Here is a 22,204-nt window from a genome sequence, read left to right on the forward strand (position 1 = left end):
GTGGAAGTCTCTGACGCGACTTTCGCAACCGAGGTGTTGTCCAGCAATACGCCTGTGCTGGTTGACTTTTGGGCCACATGGTGCGGACCGTGCCGGATGGTGACGCCGCTGTGTCTAGCCGCCGAAGATAGGTGTTCGATTATGGGGTCGGCTCACGGTCGCGACACCGCTTTCTGTGCAGCCGCATTCTGCTGTTCGGAACGAGTTGAGGCCGGCCGGCGCACGTATCTCGCCCAGGTCAGGAAGGCTGCCGCGACGTAGAAGGCGAGGAAAATCCAGTACGCGGGCGTGTCTGTGCCCGTGGTGAGGTACGACTGGCGCAGTGCCATGTTGATTGCCACGCCGCCAAGTGCGCCGAACGCCGCGACGAATCCGATCACCGCTCCCGAAGTGGCTTCCGACCAGTGGCGGCGTTCGGCTTCACTGGCGGTAAGCAGGTGGCTGCGTGCCTCGAAGACCGAGGGGATCATCTTGTACACCGCCCCATTGCCGAACCCGGACAGCACGAACAAGGCCATGAAGCCGCCGATATAGCCGACCATTGTGGGCGCAGTCGTCGGACCGGGGTTGTGATCATCGATGGTGCTGATGGCGACTAGGAGGCTGGTGGCCAGCCCCATGGCGACGAAGACCGCGAGGGCAACGCGGCTCCCGCCAATACGGTCGGCGAGTCTGCCGCCATAGATTCGGGCCAGCGACCCCAGTGCCGGCCCGATGAAAGCAAACTCGGCGGCATGCAGCGCCGCCTGGGCGTGGGTTTGCCCACCAGCGGCAAAGTTCACCTGTAACACTAGACCGAAGGCAAACGAGAACCCGATCCATGAGCCGAAGGTGCCTAGGTAAAGCAGCGCGAGAAGCCACGTGTCCCGCTCGGAGAGGATCGAGCGTAAGTGGCTCACCTCGGTGGGGTGCTCCAGGTTGTCCATGAAATGCGCCGCCCCGAACGCGACAACCGTCAGCAGCACGAGGTAGAGCCCGCATACCCAATATGGTTGGCGGTGGCCGGCGATCGCAATCACTATCAGGCCCACGAGTTGGATCACCGGCACGCCGAGATTGCCTGCTCCGGCGTTGAATCCGAGTGCGGAGCCCTTGAGCCGGTGCGGGTAAAAGGAATTCGTGTTCGTCATCGATGCGGCATAGTTGGCGCCGCCGCACCCGGTCAGTGCCGCGCACAGAAGGTATGGCCACAGTGGCAGCCCCGGGTGAGCCAATAACACTATCGTGCCGACAGTGGGAATCAGCAGTATCACAATCGAAAAGACGGTCCAGTTACGACCACCGAAGTGCGCGATACCCAACGAATATGGGATGCGCAGACAGGCCGCGACCAGTGTCGCGGTGGCACCGAGAAGGAACTTGTCGGCCGCTGAAAACTCGTACACTTTCTGCGGCATGAACAACACCATGACCGGCCATAAGGTCCAGACCCCGAACGCGATGTGGTCGCATGCGACGATCCAGAGCAGGTTTCGGCGGGCGATCGCTTTATTGCCGGCCTCCCAGGTCACCGAGTCTTCAGAATCCCAGTATGGGATGCGATGCGAGCGGACCATTTACTCTTCGCCCTTCCTGCGTGGTGTTCTTAACGAGTAGGTGCTGCCGACGATGAGACGCACCTCCATATCCGGATAGCAGGCAGTGTGATCGGCAGTCAGTTGCACACTGCATCGCGAACAACAGCAATGCGGTCACGGATCGGAATACCTTCGCGCCGTGCTGGTTTCAGTTGCTTGTGCGTTAAAGCTCACTACTGCCTCTCCGCCTGTCACATTGCTCGGGAGCTTTACGGATCACTCACACGCAAATCGAGCCAGGGCCGCATCCCGATCCACGGCCGAAGTAGCTTGTGCCGGAACGAAAGACATGGCTCTTTGTACCGGGCAATGTTCATGCCCATCTGCCGCCGATGTAGGTAGCTAGTTCATCGCTTTTCGTGCGGTGACGAGCAGGTACTCCCACTCCATCGCGCCATCCACCAAATGTTGCTGGGCGAGCTCGGTGAGTTGGTCGTCGAGCGTGGCGGCCAGCACTGGATTGTTGCCGATATTGCGGTAGGCGTTGATCGTCGGACCGTAATGGTTCTTGAAGTACGAGTGCACCGCCTCGGCACTGTCGAACCGGTCAACCCTCAAAGTGCCCCGTTCCATGCTGATATCGCTAACTCGGTCACCCAACAGCCCGGCGATATAGTCCTCGCGTCCCCACAGTGCCGCCGGCGGTACACCCGGCAACATAACCGGCCGATAGGGTCTGATGGTGGCCAGCATCTGACCGAAGAATCCTTCATATGTCCAGCTGATCAGACCGATCGTCCCCCCGGGTCGACAGACCCGGACCAGCTCATCCGCTGCTAGCTGATGGTGCGGTGCGAACATGACGCCAATCGCGGATATCACCGCGTCGAACTCGCCATCGGCGAACGGCAGGGCTTCGGCGTTGGCTTCCCGCCACTCCATCGTGACGCCCTGTTCGGCAGCTCTTTTCTGAGAACGCTGGAGCAGCTCGGGCGTGAGGTCGCTGGAGACCACGGTGGCACCCGCCTCGGCTGCCGGGATCGAGATATTCCCGGATCCGGCGGCGACATCGAGCACCCGAGTGCCCGGGCCGATGCCCGCGGCACTGACTAATACCGGGCCGAGAGGAGCCATCACCTCCTCGGCCATGCGCGCGTAGTCGCCCAGCGCCCATACCGACCGGTGGTCGCTCGCCAGTGTGTGGTCTTCGCCTGTCGTGGTGTCGATGCTCATTGGGCCTCCTGAGGGGAAAGCGGTGTCTACTACTGCGACGTCGTTGTCGTCGGCGCGGCAACCGAATTCTCACACCGCACCCGATCCTGCTCCCCGGCTATAGTAGTGCTAAGAAATAGTTTACGTCCACCACACTAGATGCCTGCTAGTCTGTGAGTAATCTGTGTAATGCGACAGCCGACTGGCGGCTGGGAAACGGGGACGGACTAGGGAGCCACAATGCCCACCAAAAATGCGACCGCACTCGAGGAGTCACTAGATACGATCACCGACGCCTTGCTTACGGCGTCGCGGCTCCTAGTGGCAATCTCGGCACACTCGATCGCATTGGTCGACGAGACCATCACGATTCCCCAATTCCGAACACTGGTGATCTTGTCCAATCGAGGTCCGATCAACCTCGCCACGCTGGCTGGTCTATTGGATGTACAACCGTCAGCCGCCGGGCGGATGGTGGATCGACTCGTCGGTGCTGGGCTGATCGACCGCTTACCGCATCCCAACTCTCGCCGCGAACTGCTGGCCACGCTGACCACACACGGACGAAAAGTCGTGCAAGAGGTCACTGCCCATCGGCGCGCCGAGATCGCCCGGATCGTGGAAAAAATGCCGCAGGCCGAACGTCAGGGACTGGTGCGTGCACTCACGGCGTTTACCGCCGCGGGAGGCGAGCCCGCCGCGTACCTCGACATTGACTCGTAGAGGGGCTCGCAAATCGTTCGCCGACTGACGGCAGGCAGACGCCGCAGCGGCGGAAGGCTACATTGCCCGAAGCAGGGCCGCCAGGCCGACGCTCCGGGAGAACATATTGGCATGCATGACCGGCAACGGGCGCGCCGAGTTCTCGCCGTCGCCAACGCGCCGTCGTCGTCGAAGTCGTCCACACTAGAGCAGGACGGTCGACACGACAGGAGAGCGGGGTAATGCAGACGCTGAGCATCGCCGATTTCGCGCTGCGGCTGGCCGTGGGCGTGGGCTGCGGCGCGCTGATCGGGCTCGAACGCCAGTGGCGGGCCCGGATGGCCGGGCTGCGCACCAATGCACTGGTGGCCACCGGATCAACCTTGTTCGTGCTCTACGCCGTCGCCACCAACGACACCAGCCCCACCCGGGTCGCCTCCTACGTGGTATCCGGCGTCGGCTTCCTCGGCGGCGGCGTCATCCTGCGCCACGGATTCAACGTGCAGGGACTCAATACCGCTGCGACACTGTGGTGTTCGGCGGCAGTGGGTGTACTGGCCGCCGCCGGGCACCTGGTGTTCGCGCTGATCGCCACCGGCACCGTCGTCGGCATCCACCTGCTCGGACGTCCGCTCGGTCACCTGATCGACCGCGACAACGTCGTCGAACAAGACGAAGACCAGCAGCCGTATCAGCTTCAGCTGGTTTGCCGCCGCAAGTCGGAGAAGTATGCGCGCGCCCAGATCGTGCAGCGAACCAGCAGCAACGATCTCACCCTGCGCGGGATTCACACCGGGCGTGCCGCCGACGACAACATCACGCTCACCGCCTACCTGTTGGCCGACGGCCACGCGCCGGCCCGCCTCGAGCAGCTTGTCGCCGAATTGTCACTGCAGCCGGGGGTCTACGCGGTGCACTGGTATGCAGGTGACCAGAGCGAGCCCATGCCGCCTGCGGCGCAATCGAATTAGTGGCGGGCATACAGTGTGGGCTGTGAATGCGATCGCGGATTTCCTGGCGGTGCTGCCGGAGCAGATGCGCGACCCGGTGCTGTTCGCAATTCCGTTTTTCCTGTTGCTGCTGATCCTCGAATGGACCGCGGCGCGCAAACTCGAACAGCTCGAGCGGGCCGATAGGCCTGCCTGCGGCGCCTATCTGACGCGCGACTCCTGGGCGAGCATCTCGATGGGGCTGGTCTCGGTGGCCACGACCGCCGGCTGGAAGTTCGTGGCCCTGCTCGGCTATGCCGCCATCTATGCCTATGTGGCGCCCTGGCACTTGTCGGCGACCCGCTGGTACACCTGGGTGATCGCGATCCTCGGGGTCGACCTGCTCTACTACTGCTATCACCGCATCGCCCACCGGGTCCGGCTGATCTGGGCCACCCACCAGGCGCACCATTCCAGCCAATACTTCAACTTCGCCACCGCGCTACGCCAGAAGTGGAACAACAGCGGCGAGATCCTGATGTGGATTCCGTTGCCGCTGTTGGGAATTCCGCCCTGGATGGTGTTCGTCAGCTTTTCGGTCAACCTGATCTACCAGTTCTGGGTACACACCGAACGGATCGACCGGTTGTGGCGGCCTTTCGAATTCGTGTTCAACACCCCGTCGCACCATCGGGTGCATCACGGAATGGATCCGGAATACCTGGACAAGAACTACGGCGGGATCCTGATCATCTGGGACCGGCTCTTCGGCAGCTTCCAGGCGGAGACGTTCCGCCCGCACTACGGGCTGACCAAGCAAGTCGACACGTTCAACATCTGGAAACTGCAAACCCACGAATATTTGGCGATAGCCCGCGATTTCCGGGCAGCGACCGGGCTGCGTGATCGGCTGGGCTATGTGTTCGGCCCACCGGGTTGGCAGCCGGCGCGTTAACCCGGCGTTAGACGAATGGTTCCGATTGCGGCGAGCCGAAACCGCCCGTAGCAAAAGCAAGATCAGTAAGCTCTGGCACGTCGTGCACACGCGACGAGGCCCGGTCGAACCTCGGCCGGACCGCGACGACGAGAAGGGAATGCCGTGGGAGACACGCTCACCGAAGGACAAAAGCTCGTTAAGGGAGAATCGCTCACTTCGAACAACGGTGCCTACACGCTGACCTTGCAGGACGACGGCAACCTGGTGCTGGCGTCGCGCGGCAAGGCGATCTGGTCGACCGGTACCAACGGCCAGGACGTGGTGCGCGCCGAGGTGCAGCGCGATGGCAACTTCGTTGTGTACACCGCCGACAAGCCGGTGTGGGCCAGCAACACCAAGGGCAAGAAGAACGTCAAGCTCGTTCTGCAGGACGACCGCAACCTGGTGCTGTACTCCGGCGACCAAGCGGCCTGGTCGACCAAGACCGAGACCGACGCGCCGCCGCCACCGGAACCCGAAGCAGCCCAGGTGACACCCGCCGCCGAAGAACCCACACCCGCCCCGGCGCCGGAACCCGAGCCCGCCCCGGAGCCCGAGCCGGCCGCGCGGACCTACACCGTCGAATCCGGCGACACGCTGTGGGCCATCGCCGAGCGATTCTACGGCGACGGGAGCAAATACCAGGCGATCGCCGACGCCAGCGGGATCTCCAACCCCGACCTGATCCAGCCCGGACAGGTGCTGACCATTCCCTGACCGCAGCCGACGGCGGGCGCGGCGGTTTTCCCGACCGGATGGGCCGCCGCGCCGCCCGTCGCTAACGTTTGACAGCGTTGCGTCGATAACCTCACCAGCCGGCCGGCACCATGCCGGCCCCGACGGATCGGAGTCGACGGTGCGCCGCCATGCGTTTGCCGCGATACTCACCGCCGCTTTGCTGGCGGCCGGATTGCCGCCGACAGTGGCCAGAGCCGAGCCGGTGCCGGTGTTCCCGGGCATGGAGATCCACCAGGGCAATCATCTGTGCACGATGGGCTATGTCGACGCGGCGTACCACATCGCATTCACCGCCGGACATTGCCGCGGTGACGGTCCGGTGGTGACCGACAAGGACAACCACGTCATCGGTAACCTCGCGACGTTTCGGGACAACACCCCGAACGGCTCGACGGTGGCCACCGACCAGCAAATCACCGATTACGAGTCGATCGTGCTGGCCGGCGACGTCACGGCGAACAATGTGCTGCCCGGCGGGCGGCCCTTGCAATCCGATCCGGGTCTGACGGTCAAGCCCGGCGACCCGGTCTGCCATTTCGGCGTCGTCACCGGCGAAAGCTGCGGAACGGTCGAGAGCGTCAACAACGGCTGGTTCACCATGGGCAACGGCGTGGTGACCGAGAGGGGCGATTCGGGCGGACCCGTCTACATCAACGGGCCCGGCCCGGCCCGGATCGTCGGAATATTCAACAGCACCTGGGGTGACCTGCCCGCGGCGGTGTCCTGGCGGGTGACCTCGCAGCAGGTGCTGGAGGACGTCGGGGGCGCCGCGTAAGGGTCTGGTACCGGGTTGCCGAGAACACAAGAGCACTGATCTCTTCCGTGTCAGACTTGGCCCGATGAGCACACGGCGCGAGTCGCGGGAGCGGATCGAGACGCAGATCATCGAGCTCGGCCGTCGCCACCTGGTGGACCGGGGTGCGGCCGGGTTGTCGCTGCGTGCGATCGCCCGCGAGCTGGGCATGGTGTCCTCGGCGGTGTACCGATACGTCTCGAGCCGCGACCAGTTGCTGGCGATGCTGCTGGCCGACGCACGGTCCGATCTCGCCGACGCCGTGGACCGGGCCCGCGAGGCGATGCCCGAGCTGTGGAGCGACGACGTCATCGCGATTGCGCATGCGGCCCGCAGCTGGGCCATCGCCCATCCCGCCGGCTGGGCGCTGCTGTACGGCAGCCCCGCGCCGGCCGAGGACAGCGCACCGAGCAGCCGGGTGGTCGGCGCGTTGCTCGACGCGGTCGCGGCCGGAATCACCACCGGCGACATCGTGTTGACGAATAACCTTGCGCCGCAGCCGATGTCGACTGACTTCGAAAGGCTGCGCCACCAGTTCGGTTTTCCCGGCGACGATTCCGTCGTCGCCAAGTGTCTGGTGATCTGGGCCGGTGTGGTGGGCGCCATCAGCCTCGAGGTGTTCGGACAGTACGGCGCGACGAGGCTGACCGACCCGCGGGCGGTGTTCGACGCGCAGGTGCGACTGCTGGTCGGGATGCTCACCCAGCATTGATGCGGATCTGAATTAGAACGTGTTCAGTGTGCCTGGACAGGGCCGTGGGCGCCCGCCCGTGGCAACATCTTTCTGCCGGGGGCGGCACTGGGCTATTCTGCGAGGCGATGAGCCTTTCCGCCGAGTCGCCGGTGCAGATCGCCTGGGTGACGCATGACCTGGACGCCACCGAAACGGCTCTCACCGGCCTGTTAGGCGTCAAGAAGTGGGTTCGGATGCCCGACGTGCACTTTGCGCCCGACTCTTGCAGCTACTACGGGAAGCCCGCCGACTTCGTCGCCAGCATCTCTCTTAGCTATCTCGGCGACATGCAGTTGGAGCTGATCCAGCCCGTCCGCGGCCCTAACATCTATAGTGACTTTCTGCGGGACAGCGGGCCCGGTCTGCACCACGTCTGCTTCGAGGCGGACAACGCTGAGCACTTTGCCGCGATGGTGGCCGCGGCAACCGAGCACGGCGCGACTGTGGCGCAGCAGGGTGTGATGCCGGGCGATATGCGCTTCGCCTACGTGTCTGCCCGGCACGCCGGTGTGCCGTTCATCGAGATCGCTCACACCAGTCCGGAGATCCGGCAGTTTTTCGACTACATCAAACAGGAGCAGCAGTGAGCGGTACCGAGATCCCGGCAACGGTCAGCGCGGACGAGGTGTCGTCGTGGTCGGATGACGTCGACGTGGTGGTGATCGGCTTCGGCATCGCCGGCGGCTGCGCGGCGGTCAGTGCGGCCGCCGCCGGCGCCCGGGTGTTGGTGCTGGAGCGGGCCGCCGCGGCGGGCGGCACCACGGCGATGGCCGGCGGGCACTTTTATCTGGGCGGCGGAACCGCGGTCCAACAGGCGACAGGTCACCCCGACTCTCCCGAGGAGATGTACAAGTATCTGGTCGCGGTGTCGCGCCAGCCCGACCACGAGAAGATCCGCACCTACTGCGACGGCAGCGTCGAGCACTTCAACTGGTTGGAGGACTTGGGTTTTCAGTTCGAGCGAAGCTATTACCCCGAGAAGGCGGTGATCCAGCCCAACACCGAGGGGCTGATGTACACCGGCAACGAGAAGGTTTGGCCGTTCAAGGACCAGGCGGTGCCCGCGCCGCGCGGTCACAAGGTGCCGGTGCCCGGCGACACCGAAGGGGCCAAGCTGGTGATCGACCTGCTGCTCAAGCGCGCCGAAAACCTCGGTGTGCAGATCCGCTACCAAACCGGTGCGACGGCGTTGGTGGTGGACAAGGCGGGCGCGGTGACCGGCGTGACGTGGAAGCAGTTCGCCGAAACCGGTGCAGTGCGGGCCAAGTCCGTGATCATCGCCGCGGGCGGGTTCGTGATGAACCCGGATATGGTGGCGGCCTACACGCCCAAGTTGGCCGAAAAGCCGTTCGTGCTGGGCAATACCTACGATGACGGGCTCGGTATCCGGTTGGGGGTATCGGCCGGCGGCGCCACCCAGCACATGGATCAGATCTTCATCACCGCGCCGGCCTACCCGCCGTCGATCCTGTTGACCGGGATCATCGTCAACAAGCTGGGCAAGCGGTTCGTCGCCGAGGATTCTTATCATTCGCGCACTTCGGGTTTCGTGATGGACCAGCCCGACAGCGCGGCGTTCCTGATCGTCGACGAGGCCCACCTGGATCGGCCCCAGGTGCCGCTGGTGCCGTTGATCGACGGCTGGGAGACGGTACCGGAAATGGAAGCAGCGCTTGGCATTCCGTCTGGTAACCTGGCGGCGACGCTGGATCGCTACAACGAGTTCGCGGCCCGCGGCGAGGATCCCGACTTCCACAAGCAACCGGAATTCCTTGCGCCGCAAGACAAAGGACCGTGGGGGGCGTTCGATCTGTCGCTGGGCAAAGCCATGTACGCGGGGTTCACTATCGGCGGGCTCGCGACATCGGTGGACGGCCAGGTGCTGCGCGAGGACGGCAGCGTCGTACCCGGGCTGTACGCGGTCGGGGCGTGCGCGTCCAACATCGCGCAGGACGGCAAAGGATACGCCAGCGGCACACAATTGGGCGAAGGCTCGTTCTTCGGCCGCCGCGCCGGCGCCCACGCCGCGGCGAGGTAGCGCCCTCGGCGCGAGCGTGCGTGTCCCAGGTTCAAATACGGACGATTGCCGGGAACACGCACGCTCGCGGCAGATGGGGACTACACCCGAGCCGGCTCTTCCTCGACCCGGCTGAGCCGCCAGCGGCCTTCGCCGAGCAGCTGCAGACGATGGTCGTGATGCGGCTCGACCGTGCTGCGGTGGCTGACGCTGACCACGATCGTGTCGGGTAATTCGTTGCGCAGCAACTGGTACATCGCCAACTCGAGGCCCTCGTCCATCGCCGAGGTCGCCTCGTCGAGGAACACCGCCTTGGGTTTGGTCAACAACACCCGGGCGAACGCGACACGCTGCTGCTCGCCGGGAGAGAGCACCTTCACCCAGTCCTGCTCCTCGTCGAGGCGGTTGACCAGATGCGGCAGAACGACTTTGACCAAAATCTCGCGCAGCTGGCTGTCGGGAATCTCGCCGGACGACGCCGGGTAGGACACGACGGCACGCAAATCACCCAGCGGCACATAGGGCAACTGCGACAAAAACATCGTCTCGTTCTCGGCAGCCGGGCGCCGCAACGTGCCCGACGCGTACGGCCACAGCTCGGCGAGACTGCGCAACAGCGTGGTCTTGCCGCTGCCCGACGGCCCGGTGATCACCAACGCGTCGCCCACCGACAGGTGCACGTCGAGAGACTCGATCAGCTGGTCCCCATCCGGGGTGCGCACCTCGACACCTTCGATGTCGACGTCGCCGTCGGCGCTTGCGGTGGTGAAGATCTCGGGCAGCTGGCGGGCCTTCTCGTCGGCCTCGACCAGCCCGTGCAACCGGATGATCGCGGCGCGGTAGCTGGCGAACTGGTCATAGGCGTTGCGGAAGAACGACAGGCCGTCGTGAATGCTGCCGAACGCGGTCGCGGTCTGGGTGACGTCGCCGAACTTGATCTGCCCGGAGAACAGCCGCGGGGCTTGCAGTACCCACGGCAGCGGCACGATCGCCTGGCTCACCGACAGGTTCCAGCCGGAGAACCCGATGGTCCGGTTCACGAATCGCAGGTAGTTGTCGATGATCGGCCGGAACCGCTCGGAGAGCTGCACCCGTTCGGCCCGCTCGCCGCGGTAGAAGCCCACGGCCTCGGCGGCGTCGCGCACCCGCACCAGCGCGTAGCGGAAGGCGGCGTTGGTGAGCTCGTTGCGGAAACTGAGCCAGATCAGCGGCCGGCCGATCCAGAACGCGATGACCGTCACCACCAAGACGTAGAGGATGACGATCCAGAACATCGCCCGGGGCATGCTGACGCCGAACACCGTCAGCGTTCCGGACAGGTTCCACAGGATGGCCGTGAACGAGATCACCGACAGCACCGACTGGACTGCGCCGAACAGCAAAGTGGTGGCAGTTCCGTTGGACGGCACGTTCGGCGTGGCACCAACCCCGGCGGTGAACACGTCGATGTCTTGCTGGATGCGCTGGTCCGGGTTGTCGATGGTGGAGTCGATGAAGCGGCCGCGGTAGTAGGACCGCCCGCCCAGCCAGTCGCCGGTGAGCCGGTCGGTCAGCCACACCCGCCACGCCACGATGAACCGCTGAGTCAGGTAGATGTCGAGCATGACCCGGATCACGTGCAACACCGCCATCAGGCTGAAGATCAGGATCGACATCCAAAAGCCATGCATCCCAGAGCGTTTCACGGCATTGTCGCCAGTGGCCATGCCCTGCACGGCGGTCTGTATCGACGAGTTCAGGTCGTTGGCCTGGTAGCTGAACAACACGTTGAGGCGCACCGCCACGATCACCGACAACAGCAGCACGCCAAGCATGAGCCACACGGAGATGCTGTGCCGGCCGGTGAAATAGCCGCCGGTGATTCGCCAGAACTGGTGGCCCCACGGCGTGACGAACCGCAGCACCGCCAGCACTGCGACCACGCACGCAGCGGTGATCAGCCACGCCAGTGCCACCCAGGACAACGAGTCCACCAGGGCATGGCCCCAATCGATGGACGGCTTGAACAACTCCACGGTGCGCCTACCTCTTCGGTCCTCACAGCCCACGTCCTTCGACGGGGCCCGGCGAAACTTTTCCGCGAAGCTACCGCAACGGTGGCTGGATCGGACGGCGGCGACCCGCTGCACTCGGCTACGCCGAGTTTGCGATCGCCGCTACGCTCGCCGGATGAGCACCGAGGCCCCGAGTACTACGCTGCACGCCGGGCAGCTGATCGCGCGCCGACTGAAAGCCAGCGGCATCGACACGGTCTTCACGCTGTCCGGAGGCCACCTGTTCTCTATCTACGACGGCTGCCGCAGCGAGGGCATCCGGCTGATCGACACCCGCCACGAACAGACCGCCACCTTTGCCGCCGAAGGCTGGTCGAAGGTGACGCGGCTGCCCGGCGTGGTGGCGCTGACCGCCGGCCCCGGGGTCACCAACGGCATGAGCGCGATGGCCGCCGCGCAGCAGAACTCCTCGCCGCTGCTGGTGCTCGGCGGCCGCGCGCCGGCGCTGCGGTGGGGTATGGGATCGCTGCAGGAGATCGACCACGTGCCGTTCGTGGCGCCGCTGGCCCGATTCGCGGCCACCGCGCAGTCGGCCGACGCGGTGAGCGGGCTGGTCGACGAGGCGCTGCGCGCCACGGTGACCGCGCCGTCGGGCATGGCATTCGTCGATTTCCCGATGGACCACGTGTTTTCGGTCGCCGAGGACGACGGCGCCCCGGGTGCGCTGACCGACCTGCCATCGGCGCCTAAGCCCGACGGCGATGCCCTCGACCGGGCCGCGAGCCTGCTGGCCGGCGCCCAACGGCCGGTGATCATGGCAGGCACCAACGTGTGGTGGGGCCACGCGGAAGCCGCGCTGCTGAGTCTGGCCGAGCAGCGGCGGATACCGGTGCTGATGAACGGGATGGCGCGCGGCACGGTGCCCGCCGATCACCCGATGGCGTTTTCGAGGGCCCGCTCAAAAGCGTTGCGGGAGGCCGACGTTGCGGTGGTACTCGGGGTTCCGATGGATTTCCGGCTGGGGTTCGGCGGGGTCTTCGGGTCGGACACCCAGCTCATCGTGGCGGACCGCGTCGAGCCGGAGCGCGGCCATCCGCGGCCGATCGCGGCGGGGCTGTACGGCGACCTGTCGGCGATCCTGTCGGCGTTGAGCGACACGGCGCAGCCGCATCACGACGACTGGGTCGCGGATTTGTGGTCGGCTGAGACGGCGGCGCGCGACACCGAAAAGGCCGAGCTGGCCGACGACCGGGCGCCGCTGCACCCGATGCGGGTGTATGCCGAGCTGGCGCCGCTGCTGGACCGCGACGCGATCGTCGTCGTCGACGCCGGCGACTTCGGCTCCTACGCCGGCCGGGTGATCGACAGCTACGTCCCCGGCGCCTGGCTGGACAGCGGCCCGTTCGGCTGCCTGGGCTCCGGGCCCGGATACGCGCTGGCTGCCAAGCTGGCCCGGCCGGACCGGCAAGTCGTGCTCCTGCAGGGCGACGGCGCGTTCGGGTTTTCCGGCATGGAGTGGGACACGCTGGTCCGGCATGGCGTGCAGGTGGTCTCGGTGATCGGCAACAACGGCATCTGGGCGCTGGAAAAGCACCCGATGGAGGCGCTGTACGGCTATTCGGTGGTGGCCGAGCTGCGGCCCGGCACCCGCTACGACGAGGTGGTGCGCGCGCTGGGCGGCCACGGCGAGCTGGTTTCCGCGCCTGCCGAGCTTCGGCCCGCGCTTGAGCGGGCGTTCGGCAGCGGGCTGCCCGCCGTCGTCAACGTGCTGACCGACCCGGCCGTGGCCTACCCCCGGCGCTCCAACTTGGCTTGAGCGCCGCCCTTCGCCGCGAACGTGAGCGCAAACCCGGCGATTCGCCCGGCGTGTCGACCGGCGACACGCACGCTCGCGGCAGGTGGGGGACACCGCGTACCGTTGTGCTGTGCCGAAGACCACCAGCGCTAACACCGGTCGGCTGAGCAGCAAATTCTGGCAACTGCTCGGCGCCAGCACGGAGAAGAACCAAACCCGTTCGCTCGCCGAGGTCAAAGCGTCGGCCGAGTACGACGAGAAGGCCGCCGCCCTCGACGACGAGCAGCTGCGCAAGGCCGCCGGCCTGCTCAAGCTGGACGACCTCTCCGAATCCAAGGACATCCCGCAGTTCCTCGCCATCGCCCGCGAAGCGGCCGAACGGGCCACCGGGCTGCGGCCGTTCGACGTGCAGCTGCTCGGCGCGCTGCGCATGCTGGCCGGCGACGTGATCGAAATGGCCACCGGCGAAGGGAAAACGCTGTCCGGGGCGATTGCGGCCGCCGGGTACGCGCTGGCCGGCCGGCACGTGCACGTCGTCACCATCAACGACTACTTGGCCCGCCGCGACGCCGAGTGGATGGGCCCCCTGATTGAGGCACTGGGTTTGACGGTCGGCTGGATCACCGCGGAATCGGCCGCCGACGAGCGTCGCAAAGCCTACAAGTGCGACGTCACCTACGCCTCGGTCAACGAGATCGGCTTCGACGTGCTGCGCGACCAGCTGGTCACCGACGTCGAGGACCTCGTCTCGCCGAACCCGGACGTGGCGCTGATCGACGAGGCCGACTCGGTGCTGGTCGACGAGGCGCTGGTGCCGCTGGTGCTGGCCGGCACCACTCACCGGGAGACGCCGCGGCTGGAGATCATCCGGCTGGTCGGCGAGCTGCACCCGGGCAAGCACTACGAGACCGACGCCGAGGGCCGCAACGTGCACCTGACCGAGGACGGCGCCCGCTACGTCGAGGCCAAGCTCGGCGGCATCGACCTGTACTCCGAAGAGCACGTCGGCACCACGCTCACCGAGGTCAACGTGGCGCTGCACGCGCACGTGCTGCTGCAGCGCGATGTGCACTACATCGTGCGCGACGACGCCGTCCACCTGATCAACGCGTCCCGCGGGCGTATCGCCCAGCTGCAGCGCTGGCCGGACGGTCTGCAGGCCGCGGTCGAGGCCAAGGAGGGTATCGAGACCACCGAGACCGGCGAGGTGCTCGACACCATCACCGTGCAGGCCCTGATCAACCGGTACGAGACGGTGTGCGGCATGACCGGCACCGCGCTGGCGGCCGGGGAACAGCTGCGCCAGTTCTACAAGCTCGGTGTCTCGCCGATCCCGCCGAACACCCCCAACATCCGCGAGGACGAGGCCGACCGGGTGTACATCACCGCGGCAGCCAAGAACGACGCGGTCGTCGCGCACATCATCGAGGTGCACGAGACCGGCCAGCCCGTGCTGGTCGGCACCCGTGACGTCGCCGAATCCGAGGAGTTACACGAGCGGCTGCTGCGCCGCGGCGTCCCGGCGGTGGTGCTCAACGCGAAAAACGACGCCGAGGAAGCCCGCATCATCGCCGAGGCCGGCAAGCTCGGCGCGGTGACGGTGTCGACCCAGATGGCCGGGCGCGGCACCGACATCCGGCTGGGCGGTTCCGACGAGGCCGATCACGACAAGGTCGCCGAATTGGGCGGGCTGCATGTGATCGGCACCGGGCGGCACAACACCGAACGGCTGGACAACCAGCTGCGTGGCCGCGCCGGGCGCCAGGGCGACCCAGGCTCGACGGTGTTCTTCTCCAGCTGGGAGGACGACGTTGTCGTCGCCAACCTCGAGTCGAGCAAGCTGCCGACGCAAACCGATGAGGACGGCCGCATCACCAGCCCCAAGGCGGCCGGGCTGCTGGACCACGCGCAGCGCGTCGCCGAGGGCCGGATGCTCGACGTGCACGCCAACACCTGGCGCTACAACCAGCTGATCGCCCAGCAGCGCGCCATCATCGTCGAGCGGCGAAACACGTTGCTGTCCACGGCAACTGCGCGTGAAGAGCTCGCCGAGCTGGCGCCCAAACGCTACGAAGAGCTGTCGAAAACGCTGTCCGAAGAACAGCTGGAGAAGATCTGCCGGCTGATCATGCTCTATCACCTCGACCGCGGCTGGGCCGACCATCTGGCCTATCTGGCCGACATCCGGGAGAGCATCCACCTGCGGGCGCTGGGCCGGCAGAACCCACTGGACGAGTTTCACCGGATGGCGGTCGACGCGTTCGCGTCGCTGGCCGCCGACGCGATCGAGGCCGCCCAGCAGACTTTCGAGACCTCACCGGCGGTCGAGGAGGAGCCCGGCGTGGACCTGTCCAAGCTGGCGCGGCCCACGTCGACGTGGACCTACATGGTGCATGACAACCCGCTGGCCGACGACACGCTTTCGGCGCTGAGCCTGCCCGGGGTGTTCCGCTAGCGGCGATCGCAAGCGCGGCGGAGCCGGGCGCACAGGGTCGCCGCCGCCCAGCTAGGGTCTCGGCTCATGGAGCGCGCCGATCGGGTCCTCACGGTGCCCAACGCGCTGAGCGTGATCCGGCTGGCGCTGATCCCGGTCTTCTACTATCTGCTGCTGGTGGCGCACGCCGACGCCTGGGCGGTGGCGATCCTGGTGTTCAGCGGCGCGTCCGACTGGGCCGACGGCAAGATCGCCCGGCTGCTGGACCAGTCGTCGCGGCTGGGGGAGTTGCTCGATCCGGCGGTCGACCGGCTTTACATGGTGACCATTCCAATCGCGTTCGGGCTGCGCGGCATCGTGCCCTGGTGGATCATCGCGGTGTTGTTCGCGCGCGACGCGCTGCTGGCCGCCGAGCTGCCGGTGCTGCGCACCCGCGGGTTCACGGCGCTGCCCGTGTTGTACATCGGCAAGGCCGCGACGTTCGCGTTGATGTCGGCCTTCCCGCTGATTCTGCTGGGCCAGTGGGACGCACAATGGAGCCGGGTCATACTCGCCTGCGGCTGGGCGTTTTTGATCTGGGGTCTCTACATGTACCTGTGGTCGTTCGTCTTGTACGTGGCCCAGATGGTGTTGGTGGTACGCCGGCTGCCCCGGGTGCAAGCCGGGGGCGCCCATGGGTAACCCGTCGCTGGGCGGCTACGACCCCGATGCCGGCCGCAACGTGCACGAGGCGGGGCGCCCGCAGCTCATCCCGGTGCCGTCGCTGCTGCGCGCGCTGCTGTCCGAGCACTTGGATCCCGGCTATGCGGCGGCTGCCGCCCGTCGCGAGCGCTCCGATGCGCCGCGAACCCGGGTGACCGGCTGGGTTTGGCAGGCGCTGGCGGCGTTGCTGGTGGCGGCGGTGTTCGCCGCGGCCGTCGCCCAGGCCCGGCTGGTGGCCCCCGGCGTGAGCTCTGCCCAGCAGGTGCTGTTGCGCAGTGTGCGCGCCGAGGAGACATCCACGGGTGAGCTGAGCGCGCGCCGCAACGCGCTGGCGGCACAGGTCGACGACGTTCAGCGGCGCACCCTCGTCGATGACGCCGAGGGCCAGCGGCTCCTGGCCAGCCTCGACGCGCTCAGCCTGGCCGCCGCCAGCGGGCCGGTGATCGGGCCGGGGCTCGCCGTGACGGTCACCGACCCCGGCGCCGGGCCCAACCTCTCCGACGTCTCCAAGCAGCGGGTCGCCGGAAGCCGGCAGATCATCCTGGACCGCGACCTGCAGCTCGTCGTCAATTCGTTGTGGGCCAGCGGCGCCGAGGCGGTCGCCGTCGGCAATGTGCGGATCGGGCCCAACGTGACCATCCGCCAGGCGGGCGGCGCGATCTTGGTCGACAATAACCCGGTCGGCAGCCCGTACACGATCCTCGCGGTGGGGCCGCCGCACGCCATGCAGGACGCCTTCGACCGCAGCCCGGGGCTGCACCGCCTGCGGCTGCTGGAGGCCTCCTATGGTGTGGGTGTGAATGTGAGCGCCCGCGACGGACTCACATTGCCCGCCGGCACGGTCCGAGATGTCAAGTTCGCCAAACAGATTGGGTCTTCGTGAAGAAAACGTCAACGGCAGGAGACAGTCGTCGATGATCGGTGTCTCGGCGCTGGTCGTAGGCATCGTGCTGGGGCTGGTCTTTCACCCCAGCGTGCCGGAGGCCATCCAACCGTATTTGCCCATCGCCGTCGTCGCCGCGCTCGACGCGGTATTCGGCGGACTCCGGGCCTATCTGGAACGCATCTTCGACCCGAAGGTCTTCGTGGTGTCGTTCGTGTTCAACGTGCTGGTGGCCGCGCTGATCGTCTACGTCGGCGACCAATTGGGCGTCGGCACACAGCTATCCACGGCGATCATCGTCGTGCTGGGCATCCGCATCTTCGGTAACGCGGCCGCGCTGCGGCGTCGGCTGTTCGGGGCCTGACATTAGGACGCAATGAGCGACTCCGACGCCAAAGACGCAGCGCCCCAGCCGGATACGGGCGAGGGTGAGCACCATGGCCGGCACGAGTTGCCGCCGCACCACCCGCGCCCCGAGATCGGTCAGCTTCAGCCGCGCGGGTTTTCGGGGCTGCTGCGACGTGGCCGCACGCTGTTCGGCGCGCTGGCCGCCCTGTTGTGTCTGCTGCTGGGCGTCGCGATCGTCACCCAGGTGCGCCAGAACGAATCCGGGGATGCACTGGACACCGCCAGGCCGGCCGATCTGCTGGTGCTGCTGGATTCGCTGCGGCAACGCGAGGCCACGCTCAACACCGAGGTGGCCGAGCTGCAACGGACGCTGACGGCGTTACAGGCTTCGGGCAGCAGCGACCAGGCCGCCATCGAAAACGCCCAGGCCAGGCTCGCGGCGTTGTCGATCCTGATCGGCACCGTCGGTGCGACCGGTCCCGGCGTCACCGTGACGATCGAGGACCCGGGTCCGGGGGTTGCGCCCGAGGCGATGCTCGACGTAATCAACGAACTACGGGCCGCGGGCGCCGAAGCCCTGGAAATCCGGGACCGGCAGCAGGCGGTGCGGGTCGGTGTCGACACCTGGGTGATCGGTGCACCCGGCGCGCTGACCATCGACGGCAAAACCCTGTCGCCGCCGTATTCGATTCTGGCCATTGGTGATGCGCCGACGTTGGCCGCCGCGATGAACATTCCCGGCGGCGCCGTCGACAGCGTCAAACGCGTTGGCGGCACGATGTCGGTGCAACAAGCCGACCGCGTGGACGTCACCGCCTTGCGACAACCAAAACCACGCCAATACGCTCAGCCCGTCAAGTGAGCCGCCAGCGAAGCAAAGGAACACCGTGAGCGATATCCCGCCGGACCTGCATTACACCGCCGAGCACGAGTGGGTTCGCCGCACCGGCGACGACACTGTGCGGGTGGGGATCACCGACTTCGCGCAGTCGGCGCTCGGCGACGTGGTGTTTGTGCAGCTGCCCGACGTGGGCACCGACCTCACCGCGGGCGAATCCTTCGGCGAAGTGGAATCGACCAAGTCGGTGTCGGATCTCTACGCGCCAGTCTCGGCGAAAGTCATTGGCGTCAACGGCGATCTGGAAGGCAGCCCGCAGTTGGTGAACTCCGACCCGTATGGCGCGGGTTGGTTGTTGGATCTCCAGCTCGACGGCGCGGCCATCGACGCGGGCTTCGCCGAGCTGCTGGATGCCGAGGCCTACCGCGGCACGCTGACCGAATGAGAATTGTTAGGGTGCCATGCGCCCGGCGACGATGCGCGCCGTGATGCGGCGCGAGGAGGAGCCGGGCAATCAGACGCCGCCGCCGATCCGGCGGTGGTGGGCACATTGCGGACCTGTGCGCGGTACGGTCGACACATCGACGGTGATGCAGGTGGGAAACCGGCCGGCCGGGCCCGATCAGACAGCGCCACAGCGGCCAGTGAGGAGCAGCGGGTGACGGAGAAGGACAACGACCAGACCTCTGATGAAGTGACGGTGGAGACGACATCCGTCTTCCGGGCCGACTTCCTCAATGAGCTGGATGCTCCCGCGCAAGCGGGCGCCGAGAGCGCGGTTTCCGGCGTCGAAGGGCTGCCGGCCGGTTCGGCGTTGCTGGTCGTCAAACGCGGACCCAACGCGGGGTCGCGCTTCCTGCTCGACCAGCCGGTCACCTCGGCCGGCCGCCATCCCGACAGCGACATCTTCCTCGACGACGTCACCGTGAGCCGTCGGCACGCCGAATTCCGGCTGGAGAGCGACGAGTTCCACGTCGTCGACGTCGGCAGCCTCAACGGCACCTATGTCAACCGGGAGCCGGTCGATTCGGCGGTACTGGCCAACGGCGACGAAGTTCAGATCGGCAAGTTCCGCTTGGTGTTCTTGACCGGCCCGAAGCCCGGTGACGACGGGGGACCGGGAAGCTAGTGACGGCGCCGGATACCCCCGGGCCGGCCGGGATGTCGATCGGAGCGGTTCTCGAAGCGCTGCGACCCGACTTCCCGGATGTGACGATCTCTAAGATCCGCTTCCTGGAGGCCGAGGGCCTGGTGACGCCGCAACGCGCCGCGTCGGGGTATCGCCGGTTCACCGCCTACGACTGCGCGCGGTTGCGGTTCATTCTGACCGCGCAGCGGGATCAGTACCTGCCGCTGAAGGTGATCAAGGCACAGCTGGACGCACAGCCCGACGGCGAACTGCCGCCAACCGGATCGCCTTACGGCGTACCGCGATTGGTGTCGGTCAACGACGGCGCGCCCGGCCCCGACCCGGCCGCGGTTGGGCCCACCCGGGTAAGGCTGAGCCGCGAGGACCTGCTGGAGCGCTCCGGGGTGGACGAGGCGTTGCTGACCGCGCTGCTCAAGGCCGGAGTGATCACCACCGGGCCGGGCGGCTTTTTCGACGAGCACTCGGTGGTCATCCTGCAATGCGCGCGAGCGTTGTCGGAGTACGGTGTCGAGCCGCGTCATCTGCGGGCCTTCCGCTCGGCGGCTGACCGGCAATCCGACCTCATCGCGCAAATCGCCGCGCCACTGCTCGGGGCGGGCAAGGCCGGCAAGGCGGGGGCCCGCGACCGCGCCGACGATCTGGCGCGTGAGGTTGCCGCGCTGGCGATCACGTTGCACACGTCGTTGGTCAAGTCGGCCGTGCGCGACGTTCTTCACCGTTAAAGGACTAGACTTTTCTCGACAGCTTGGTGTGCGGCGGCACGGCCACGACAGAGGGGTTTCACCGCGACGCCGGACCAGGTCTGTGGGACACGCCAGCATGTTGCGGAGGGCAGACACAGATGGGTGAAGTTCGCGTGGTCGGCATTCGCGTCGAGCAGCCGCAGAACCAGCCGGTGTTGCTGCTGCGCGAGGCCAACGGTGACCGCTATCTGCCGATCTGGATCGGCCAGTCCGAGGCCGCGGCGATCGCCCTGGAGCAGCAGGGCGTCGAGCCGCCGCGGCCGCTGACCCACGATCTGATCCGGGATCTCATAGCCGCGCTTGGGCATTCACTCAAAGAGGTGCGGATCGTCGACCTGCAGGAAGGCACCTTCTACGCCGACCTGATCTTCGACCGCAACATCACCGTGTCGGCGCGCCCCTCGGACTCGGTGGCCATCGCGCTGCGGGTCGGTGTGCCGATTTACGTGGAAGAGGCGGTGCTCGCCGAGGCGGGTCTGCTGATTCCCGACGAGAGCGACGAGGAGCCCAGCAGCGCGGTCCGCGAGGACGAGGTGGAGAAGTTCAAGGAATTTCTGGACAGCGTGTCGCCCGACGACTTCAAGGCCACCTGACCCGTAATCTGAGATCACGGAAGCGTCTCATCTGGGAGTTCGGCCTCGACACGCCCGCCGGATCGCATGGAGTGATCGCCGCGACGGCCATACTTTGATGTTGACGGCCAACACGACAGCGAGTCGAAAAGCGTATGCTCACAAGCACTCGGCCTGAGCAAACGCGGCTGCCGGGCAGCCATGAACGAGCGCGATCGGCGAGAGGAAGTACTGTGGGCGACCAACCACGTCAGGATCAGTTGGACCTCGAGACCGGCTCCGCCACCCCGGACGATTCGGCCGGTGCACCGGCCGAACCCGTGCAGGCCGGACTGTTCCCTGACGACTCGGTGCCCGACGAGTTGGTCGGCTACCGCGGACCCAGCGCCTGCCAGATCGCCGGAATCACCTACCGCCAACTGGACTACTGGGCCCGCACCTCGCTGGTGGTCCCGTCGATCCGCAGCGCCGCCGGATCCGGCAGCCAGCGGCTGTACTCGTTCAAGGACATCCTGGTTCTCAAGATCGTCAAACGACTGCTCGACACCGGTATCTCGCTGCACAACATTCGCGTCGCCGTCGACCACCTGCGCCAGCGCGGCGTGCAGGATCTGGCCAACATCACGCTGTTCTCCGACGGCACCACGGTTTACGAGTGCACCTCGGCCGAGGAGGTCGTCGACCTGCTGCAGGGCGGGCAGGGCGTGTTCGGCATCGCCGTCTCCGGCGCGATGCGTGAGCTGACCGGAGCCATCGCAGACTTCCCCGGCGAACGCGCCGACGGTGGCGAGTCGATCGCCGCCCCGGAGGACGAGTTGGCCTCCCGTCGCAAGCACCGCGACCGCAAGATCGGCTGACACCCTTTTCCCGGTAGACTGGGCCCCGCATCGCGCTCGAGCGGGAGAGTTCCGTGGCGGCCAGCCACGGACGCCGAAGGAGCAACACCTCTCCGTCAACCTCTCAGGCACCCGGACCGCGCGAGATAACGATGCCTCTGGAAAGCGGTGACACTGTCACCCGCCGACGGGGAAAGGCGCCCGCCGACAACAGCGGCGCCGAATCTCTCAGGCGCCCGGCGCGGGGTAGCGACAGAGGGAGAGGGCACGCAAGCCTCTACCCATGTCAGGA

The 22,204-nt window shown here is 66.5% G+C and carries 22 protein-coding genes, 1 pseudogene and 2 riboswitches; of the genes and pseudogenes, 20 read left to right on the forward strand and 3 right to left on the reverse strand.

Going from position 1 to position 22,204, the window contains the following annotated elements; genetic code table 11:
* Positions 1-126 (forward strand): annotated as a pseudogene (locus AWC14_RS29340) (thioredoxin family protein); the annotation flags it as partial.
* A 26-nt stretch (positions 127-152) separates the two neighbouring features.
* On the opposite strand, the gene AWC14_RS01175 reads toward AWC14_RS29340, so the two are convergent.
* Both AWC14_RS01175 and AWC14_RS01180 read right to left on the reverse strand, forming a co-directional pair.
* On the reverse strand, positions 153-1,556 hold the full coding sequence (locus AWC14_RS01175; RefSeq protein ID WP_045383187.1) for a nitrate/nitrite transporter: 1,404 nt from the start codon (positions 1,554-1,556) through the stop codon (positions 153-155).
* A gap of 363 nt (positions 1,557-1,919) precedes the next feature.
* On the reverse strand, positions 1,920-2,750 hold the full coding sequence (locus AWC14_RS01180) for a class I SAM-dependent methyltransferase (protein ID WP_045383184.1): 831 nt from the start codon (positions 2,748-2,750) through the stop codon (positions 1,920-1,922).
* Positions 2,751-2,969: 219 nt separating this feature from the next.
* Between AWC14_RS01180 and AWC14_RS01185 the strand changes: the two genes are divergently transcribed.
* The 8 genes from AWC14_RS01185 to AWC14_RS01220 all read left to right on the forward strand — a co-directional run bounded on the left by AWC14_RS01185 (position 2,970) and on the right by AWC14_RS01220 (position 9,638).
* Positions 2,970-3,452, forward strand: a complete 483-nt coding sequence (locus AWC14_RS01185; protein WP_045383182.1) for a MarR family transcriptional regulator — start codon at positions 2,970-2,972, stop codon at positions 3,450-3,452.
* A 221-nt stretch (positions 3,453-3,673) separates the two neighbouring features.
* Positions 3,674-4,402 (forward strand): MgtC/SapB family protein, encoded by a 729-nt coding sequence (locus AWC14_RS01190; protein ID WP_045383180.1) that lies wholly within the window; start codon positions 3,674-3,676, stop codon positions 4,400-4,402.
* 64 nt (positions 4,403-4,466) lie between these two features.
* Positions 4,467-5,315 carry a sterol desaturase family protein gene (locus AWC14_RS01195; protein WP_142281504.1) on the forward strand — a complete coding sequence of 283 codons (849 nt, stop codon included), beginning with the start codon at positions 4,467-4,469 and terminating at the stop codon, positions 5,313-5,315.
* 144 nt (positions 5,316-5,459) lie between these two features.
* On the forward strand, positions 5,460-6,053 hold the full coding sequence (locus AWC14_RS01200) for a LysM peptidoglycan-binding domain-containing protein (protein WP_045383176.1): 594 nt from the start codon (positions 5,460-5,462) through the stop codon (positions 6,051-6,053).
* A gap of 139 nt (positions 6,054-6,192) precedes the next feature.
* Positions 6,193-6,849: an Rv1815 family serine proteinase gene (locus AWC14_RS01205; protein WP_045383174.1), complete on the forward strand. Its 657-nt coding sequence runs from the start codon at positions 6,193-6,195 to the stop codon at positions 6,847-6,849.
* A 64-nt stretch (positions 6,850-6,913) separates the two neighbouring features.
* A complete protein-coding gene (locus AWC14_RS01210) occupies positions 6,914-7,579 on the forward strand; it encodes a TetR/AcrR family transcriptional regulator (protein WP_045383172.1) in 666 nt (221 codons plus the stop codon).
* Positions 7,580-7,686: 107 nt separating this feature from the next.
* Positions 7,687-8,187 carry a VOC family protein gene (locus AWC14_RS01215; RefSeq protein WP_045383192.1) on the forward strand — a complete coding sequence of 167 codons (501 nt, stop codon included), beginning with the start codon at positions 7,687-7,689 and terminating at the stop codon, positions 8,185-8,187.
* Positions 8,184-9,638 carry an FAD-binding protein gene (locus tag AWC14_RS01220; protein ID WP_142281500.1) on the forward strand — a complete coding sequence of 485 codons (1,455 nt, stop codon included), beginning with the start codon at positions 8,184-8,186 and terminating at the stop codon, positions 9,636-9,638. Before AWC14_RS01215 ends, AWC14_RS01220 begins: the two co-directional genes overlap by 4 nt.
* A gap of 80 nt (positions 9,639-9,718) precedes the next feature.
* Here the strand turns inward: AWC14_RS01220 and AWC14_RS01225 are convergent, their stop codons facing one another.
* Positions 9,719-11,632 (reverse strand): ABC transporter ATP-binding protein/permease, encoded by a 1,914-nt coding sequence (locus tag AWC14_RS01225; protein WP_045383170.1) that lies wholly within the window; start codon positions 11,630-11,632, stop codon positions 9,719-9,721.
* 154 nt (positions 11,633-11,786) lie between these two features.
* On the opposite strand from AWC14_RS01225, the gene AWC14_RS01230 reads away from it, so the two are divergent.
* From AWC14_RS01230 to AWC14_RS01280, 11 genes are all read left to right on the forward strand, one after another.
* Positions 11,787-13,427: an acetolactate synthase gene (locus AWC14_RS01230; protein WP_045383169.1), complete on the forward strand. Its 1,641-nt coding sequence runs from the start codon at positions 11,787-11,789 to the stop codon at positions 13,425-13,427.
* A 109-nt stretch (positions 13,428-13,536) separates the two neighbouring features.
* Positions 13,537-15,861: an accessory Sec system translocase SecA2 gene (secA2, locus tag AWC14_RS01235; protein WP_045383166.1), complete on the forward strand. Its 2,325-nt coding sequence runs from the start codon at positions 13,537-13,539 to the stop codon at positions 15,859-15,861.
* A 66-nt stretch (positions 15,862-15,927) separates the two neighbouring features.
* Positions 15,928-16,521: a CDP-alcohol phosphatidyltransferase family protein gene (locus AWC14_RS01240; RefSeq protein WP_045383164.1), complete on the forward strand. Its 594-nt coding sequence runs from the start codon at positions 15,928-15,930 to the stop codon at positions 16,519-16,521.
* Positions 16,514-17,425, forward strand: coding sequence for a DUF881 domain-containing protein (locus AWC14_RS01245; protein WP_045383162.1), 912 nt, complete (start codon positions 16,514-16,516; stop codon positions 17,423-17,425). The genes AWC14_RS01240 and AWC14_RS01245 overlap by 8 nt, the downstream gene beginning before the upstream one ends.
* 31 nt (positions 17,426-17,456) lie before the next feature.
* Positions 17,457-17,789: a small basic family protein gene (locus tag AWC14_RS01250; protein WP_045383160.1), complete on the forward strand. Its 333-nt coding sequence runs from the start codon at positions 17,457-17,459 to the stop codon at positions 17,787-17,789.
* A gap of 12 nt (positions 17,790-17,801) precedes the next feature.
* Complete coding sequence (locus tag AWC14_RS01255) at positions 17,802-18,635, forward strand: DUF881 domain-containing protein (protein ID WP_045383156.1); 834 nt, start codon at positions 17,802-17,804, stop codon at positions 18,633-18,635.
* A gap of 25 nt (positions 18,636-18,660) precedes the next feature.
* The gene (gene gcvH / locus AWC14_RS01260; protein WP_045383153.1) at positions 18,661-19,056 is read left to right on the forward strand and encodes a glycine cleavage system protein GcvH; all 396 of its coding nucleotides are present in this window, start codon (positions 18,661-18,663) and stop codon (positions 19,054-19,056) included.
* Between the two features lie 213 nt (positions 19,057-19,269).
* Complete coding sequence (gene garA / locus AWC14_RS01265) at positions 19,270-19,740, forward strand: glycogen accumulation regulator GarA (RefSeq protein WP_045383152.1); 471 nt, start codon at positions 19,270-19,272, stop codon at positions 19,738-19,740.
* The gene (gene ftsR / locus AWC14_RS01270; protein ID WP_045383149.1) at positions 19,740-20,483 is read left to right on the forward strand and encodes a transcriptional regulator FtsR; all 744 of its coding nucleotides are present in this window, start codon (positions 19,740-19,742) and stop codon (positions 20,481-20,483) included. Before garA ends, ftsR begins: the two co-directional genes overlap by 1 nt.
* Positions 20,484-20,602: 119 nt before the next feature.
* Positions 20,603-21,097, forward strand: coding sequence for a bifunctional nuclease family protein (locus AWC14_RS01275; protein WP_045383147.1), 495 nt, complete (start codon positions 20,603-20,605; stop codon positions 21,095-21,097).
* Positions 21,098-21,309: 212 nt separating this feature from the next.
* Positions 21,310-21,933 (forward strand): MerR family transcriptional regulator, encoded by a 624-nt coding sequence (locus tag AWC14_RS01280; RefSeq protein ID WP_045383145.1) that lies wholly within the window; start codon positions 21,310-21,312, stop codon positions 21,931-21,933.
* Between the two features lie 31 nt (positions 21,934-21,964).
* Positions 21,965-22,062: riboswitch (glycine riboswitch) on the forward strand.
* A 2-nt stretch (positions 22,063-22,064) separates the two neighbouring features.
* A riboswitch (glycine riboswitch) is annotated at positions 22,065-22,178 on the forward strand.
* Positions 22,179-22,204: the final 26 nt, after the last annotated feature.

Origin of the sequence: Mycobacterium kyorinense (genome assembly GCF_002101735.1) — a bacterium.
In the GTDB taxonomy this organism is placed as follows: domain Bacteria; phylum Actinomycetota; class Actinomycetes; order Mycobacteriales; family Mycobacteriaceae; genus Mycobacterium; species Mycobacterium kyorinense.

What these genes read in the sequence shown, in the direction of transcription:
- AWC14_RS01175 (WP_045383187.1), bottom strand. Translation starts at nt 1,556, where the DNA reads ATGGTCCGCTCGCATCGCATCCCATACTGGGATTCTGAAGACTCGGTG.
- AWC14_RS01255 (WP_045383156.1), top strand. Translation starts at nt 17,802, where the DNA reads ATGAGCGACTCCGACGCCAAAGACGCAGCGCCCCAGCCGGATACGGGC.
- AWC14_RS01180 (WP_045383184.1), bottom strand. Translation starts at nt 2,750, where the DNA reads ATGAGCATCGACACCACGACAGGCGAAGACCACACACTGGCGAGCGAC.
- AWC14_RS01240 (WP_045383164.1), top strand. Translation starts at nt 15,928, where the DNA reads ATGGAGCGCGCCGATCGGGTCCTCACGGTGCCCAACGCGCTGAGCGTG.
- AWC14_RS01250 (WP_045383160.1), top strand. Translation starts at nt 17,457, where the DNA reads ATGATCGGTGTCTCGGCGCTGGTCGTAGGCATCGTGCTGGGGCTGGTC.
- AWC14_RS01195 (WP_142281504.1), top strand. Translation starts at nt 4,467, where the DNA reads ATGCGCGACCCGGTGCTGTTCGCAATTCCGTTTTTCCTGTTGCTGCTG.
- AWC14_RS01210 (WP_045383172.1), top strand. Translation starts at nt 6,914, where the DNA reads ATGAGCACACGGCGCGAGTCGCGGGAGCGGATCGAGACGCAGATCATC.
- AWC14_RS01275 (WP_045383147.1), top strand. Translation starts at nt 20,603, where the DNA reads ATGGGTGAAGTTCGCGTGGTCGGCATTCGCGTCGAGCAGCCGCAGAAC.
- AWC14_RS01190 (WP_045383180.1), top strand. Translation starts at nt 3,674, where the DNA reads ATGCAGACGCTGAGCATCGCCGATTTCGCGCTGCGGCTGGCCGTGGGC.
- AWC14_RS01185 (WP_045383182.1), top strand. Translation starts at nt 2,970, where the DNA reads ATGCCCACCAAAAATGCGACCGCACTCGAGGAGTCACTAGATACGATC.
- AWC14_RS01230 (WP_045383169.1), top strand. Translation starts at nt 11,787, where the DNA reads ATGAGCACCGAGGCCCCGAGTACTACGCTGCACGCCGGGCAGCTGATC.
- AWC14_RS01215 (WP_045383192.1), top strand. Translation starts at nt 7,687, where the DNA reads ATGAGCCTTTCCGCCGAGTCGCCGGTGCAGATCGCCTGGGTGACGCAT.
- AWC14_RS01245 (WP_045383162.1), top strand. Translation starts at nt 16,514, where the DNA reads ATGGGTAACCCGTCGCTGGGCGGCTACGACCCCGATGCCGGCCGCAAC.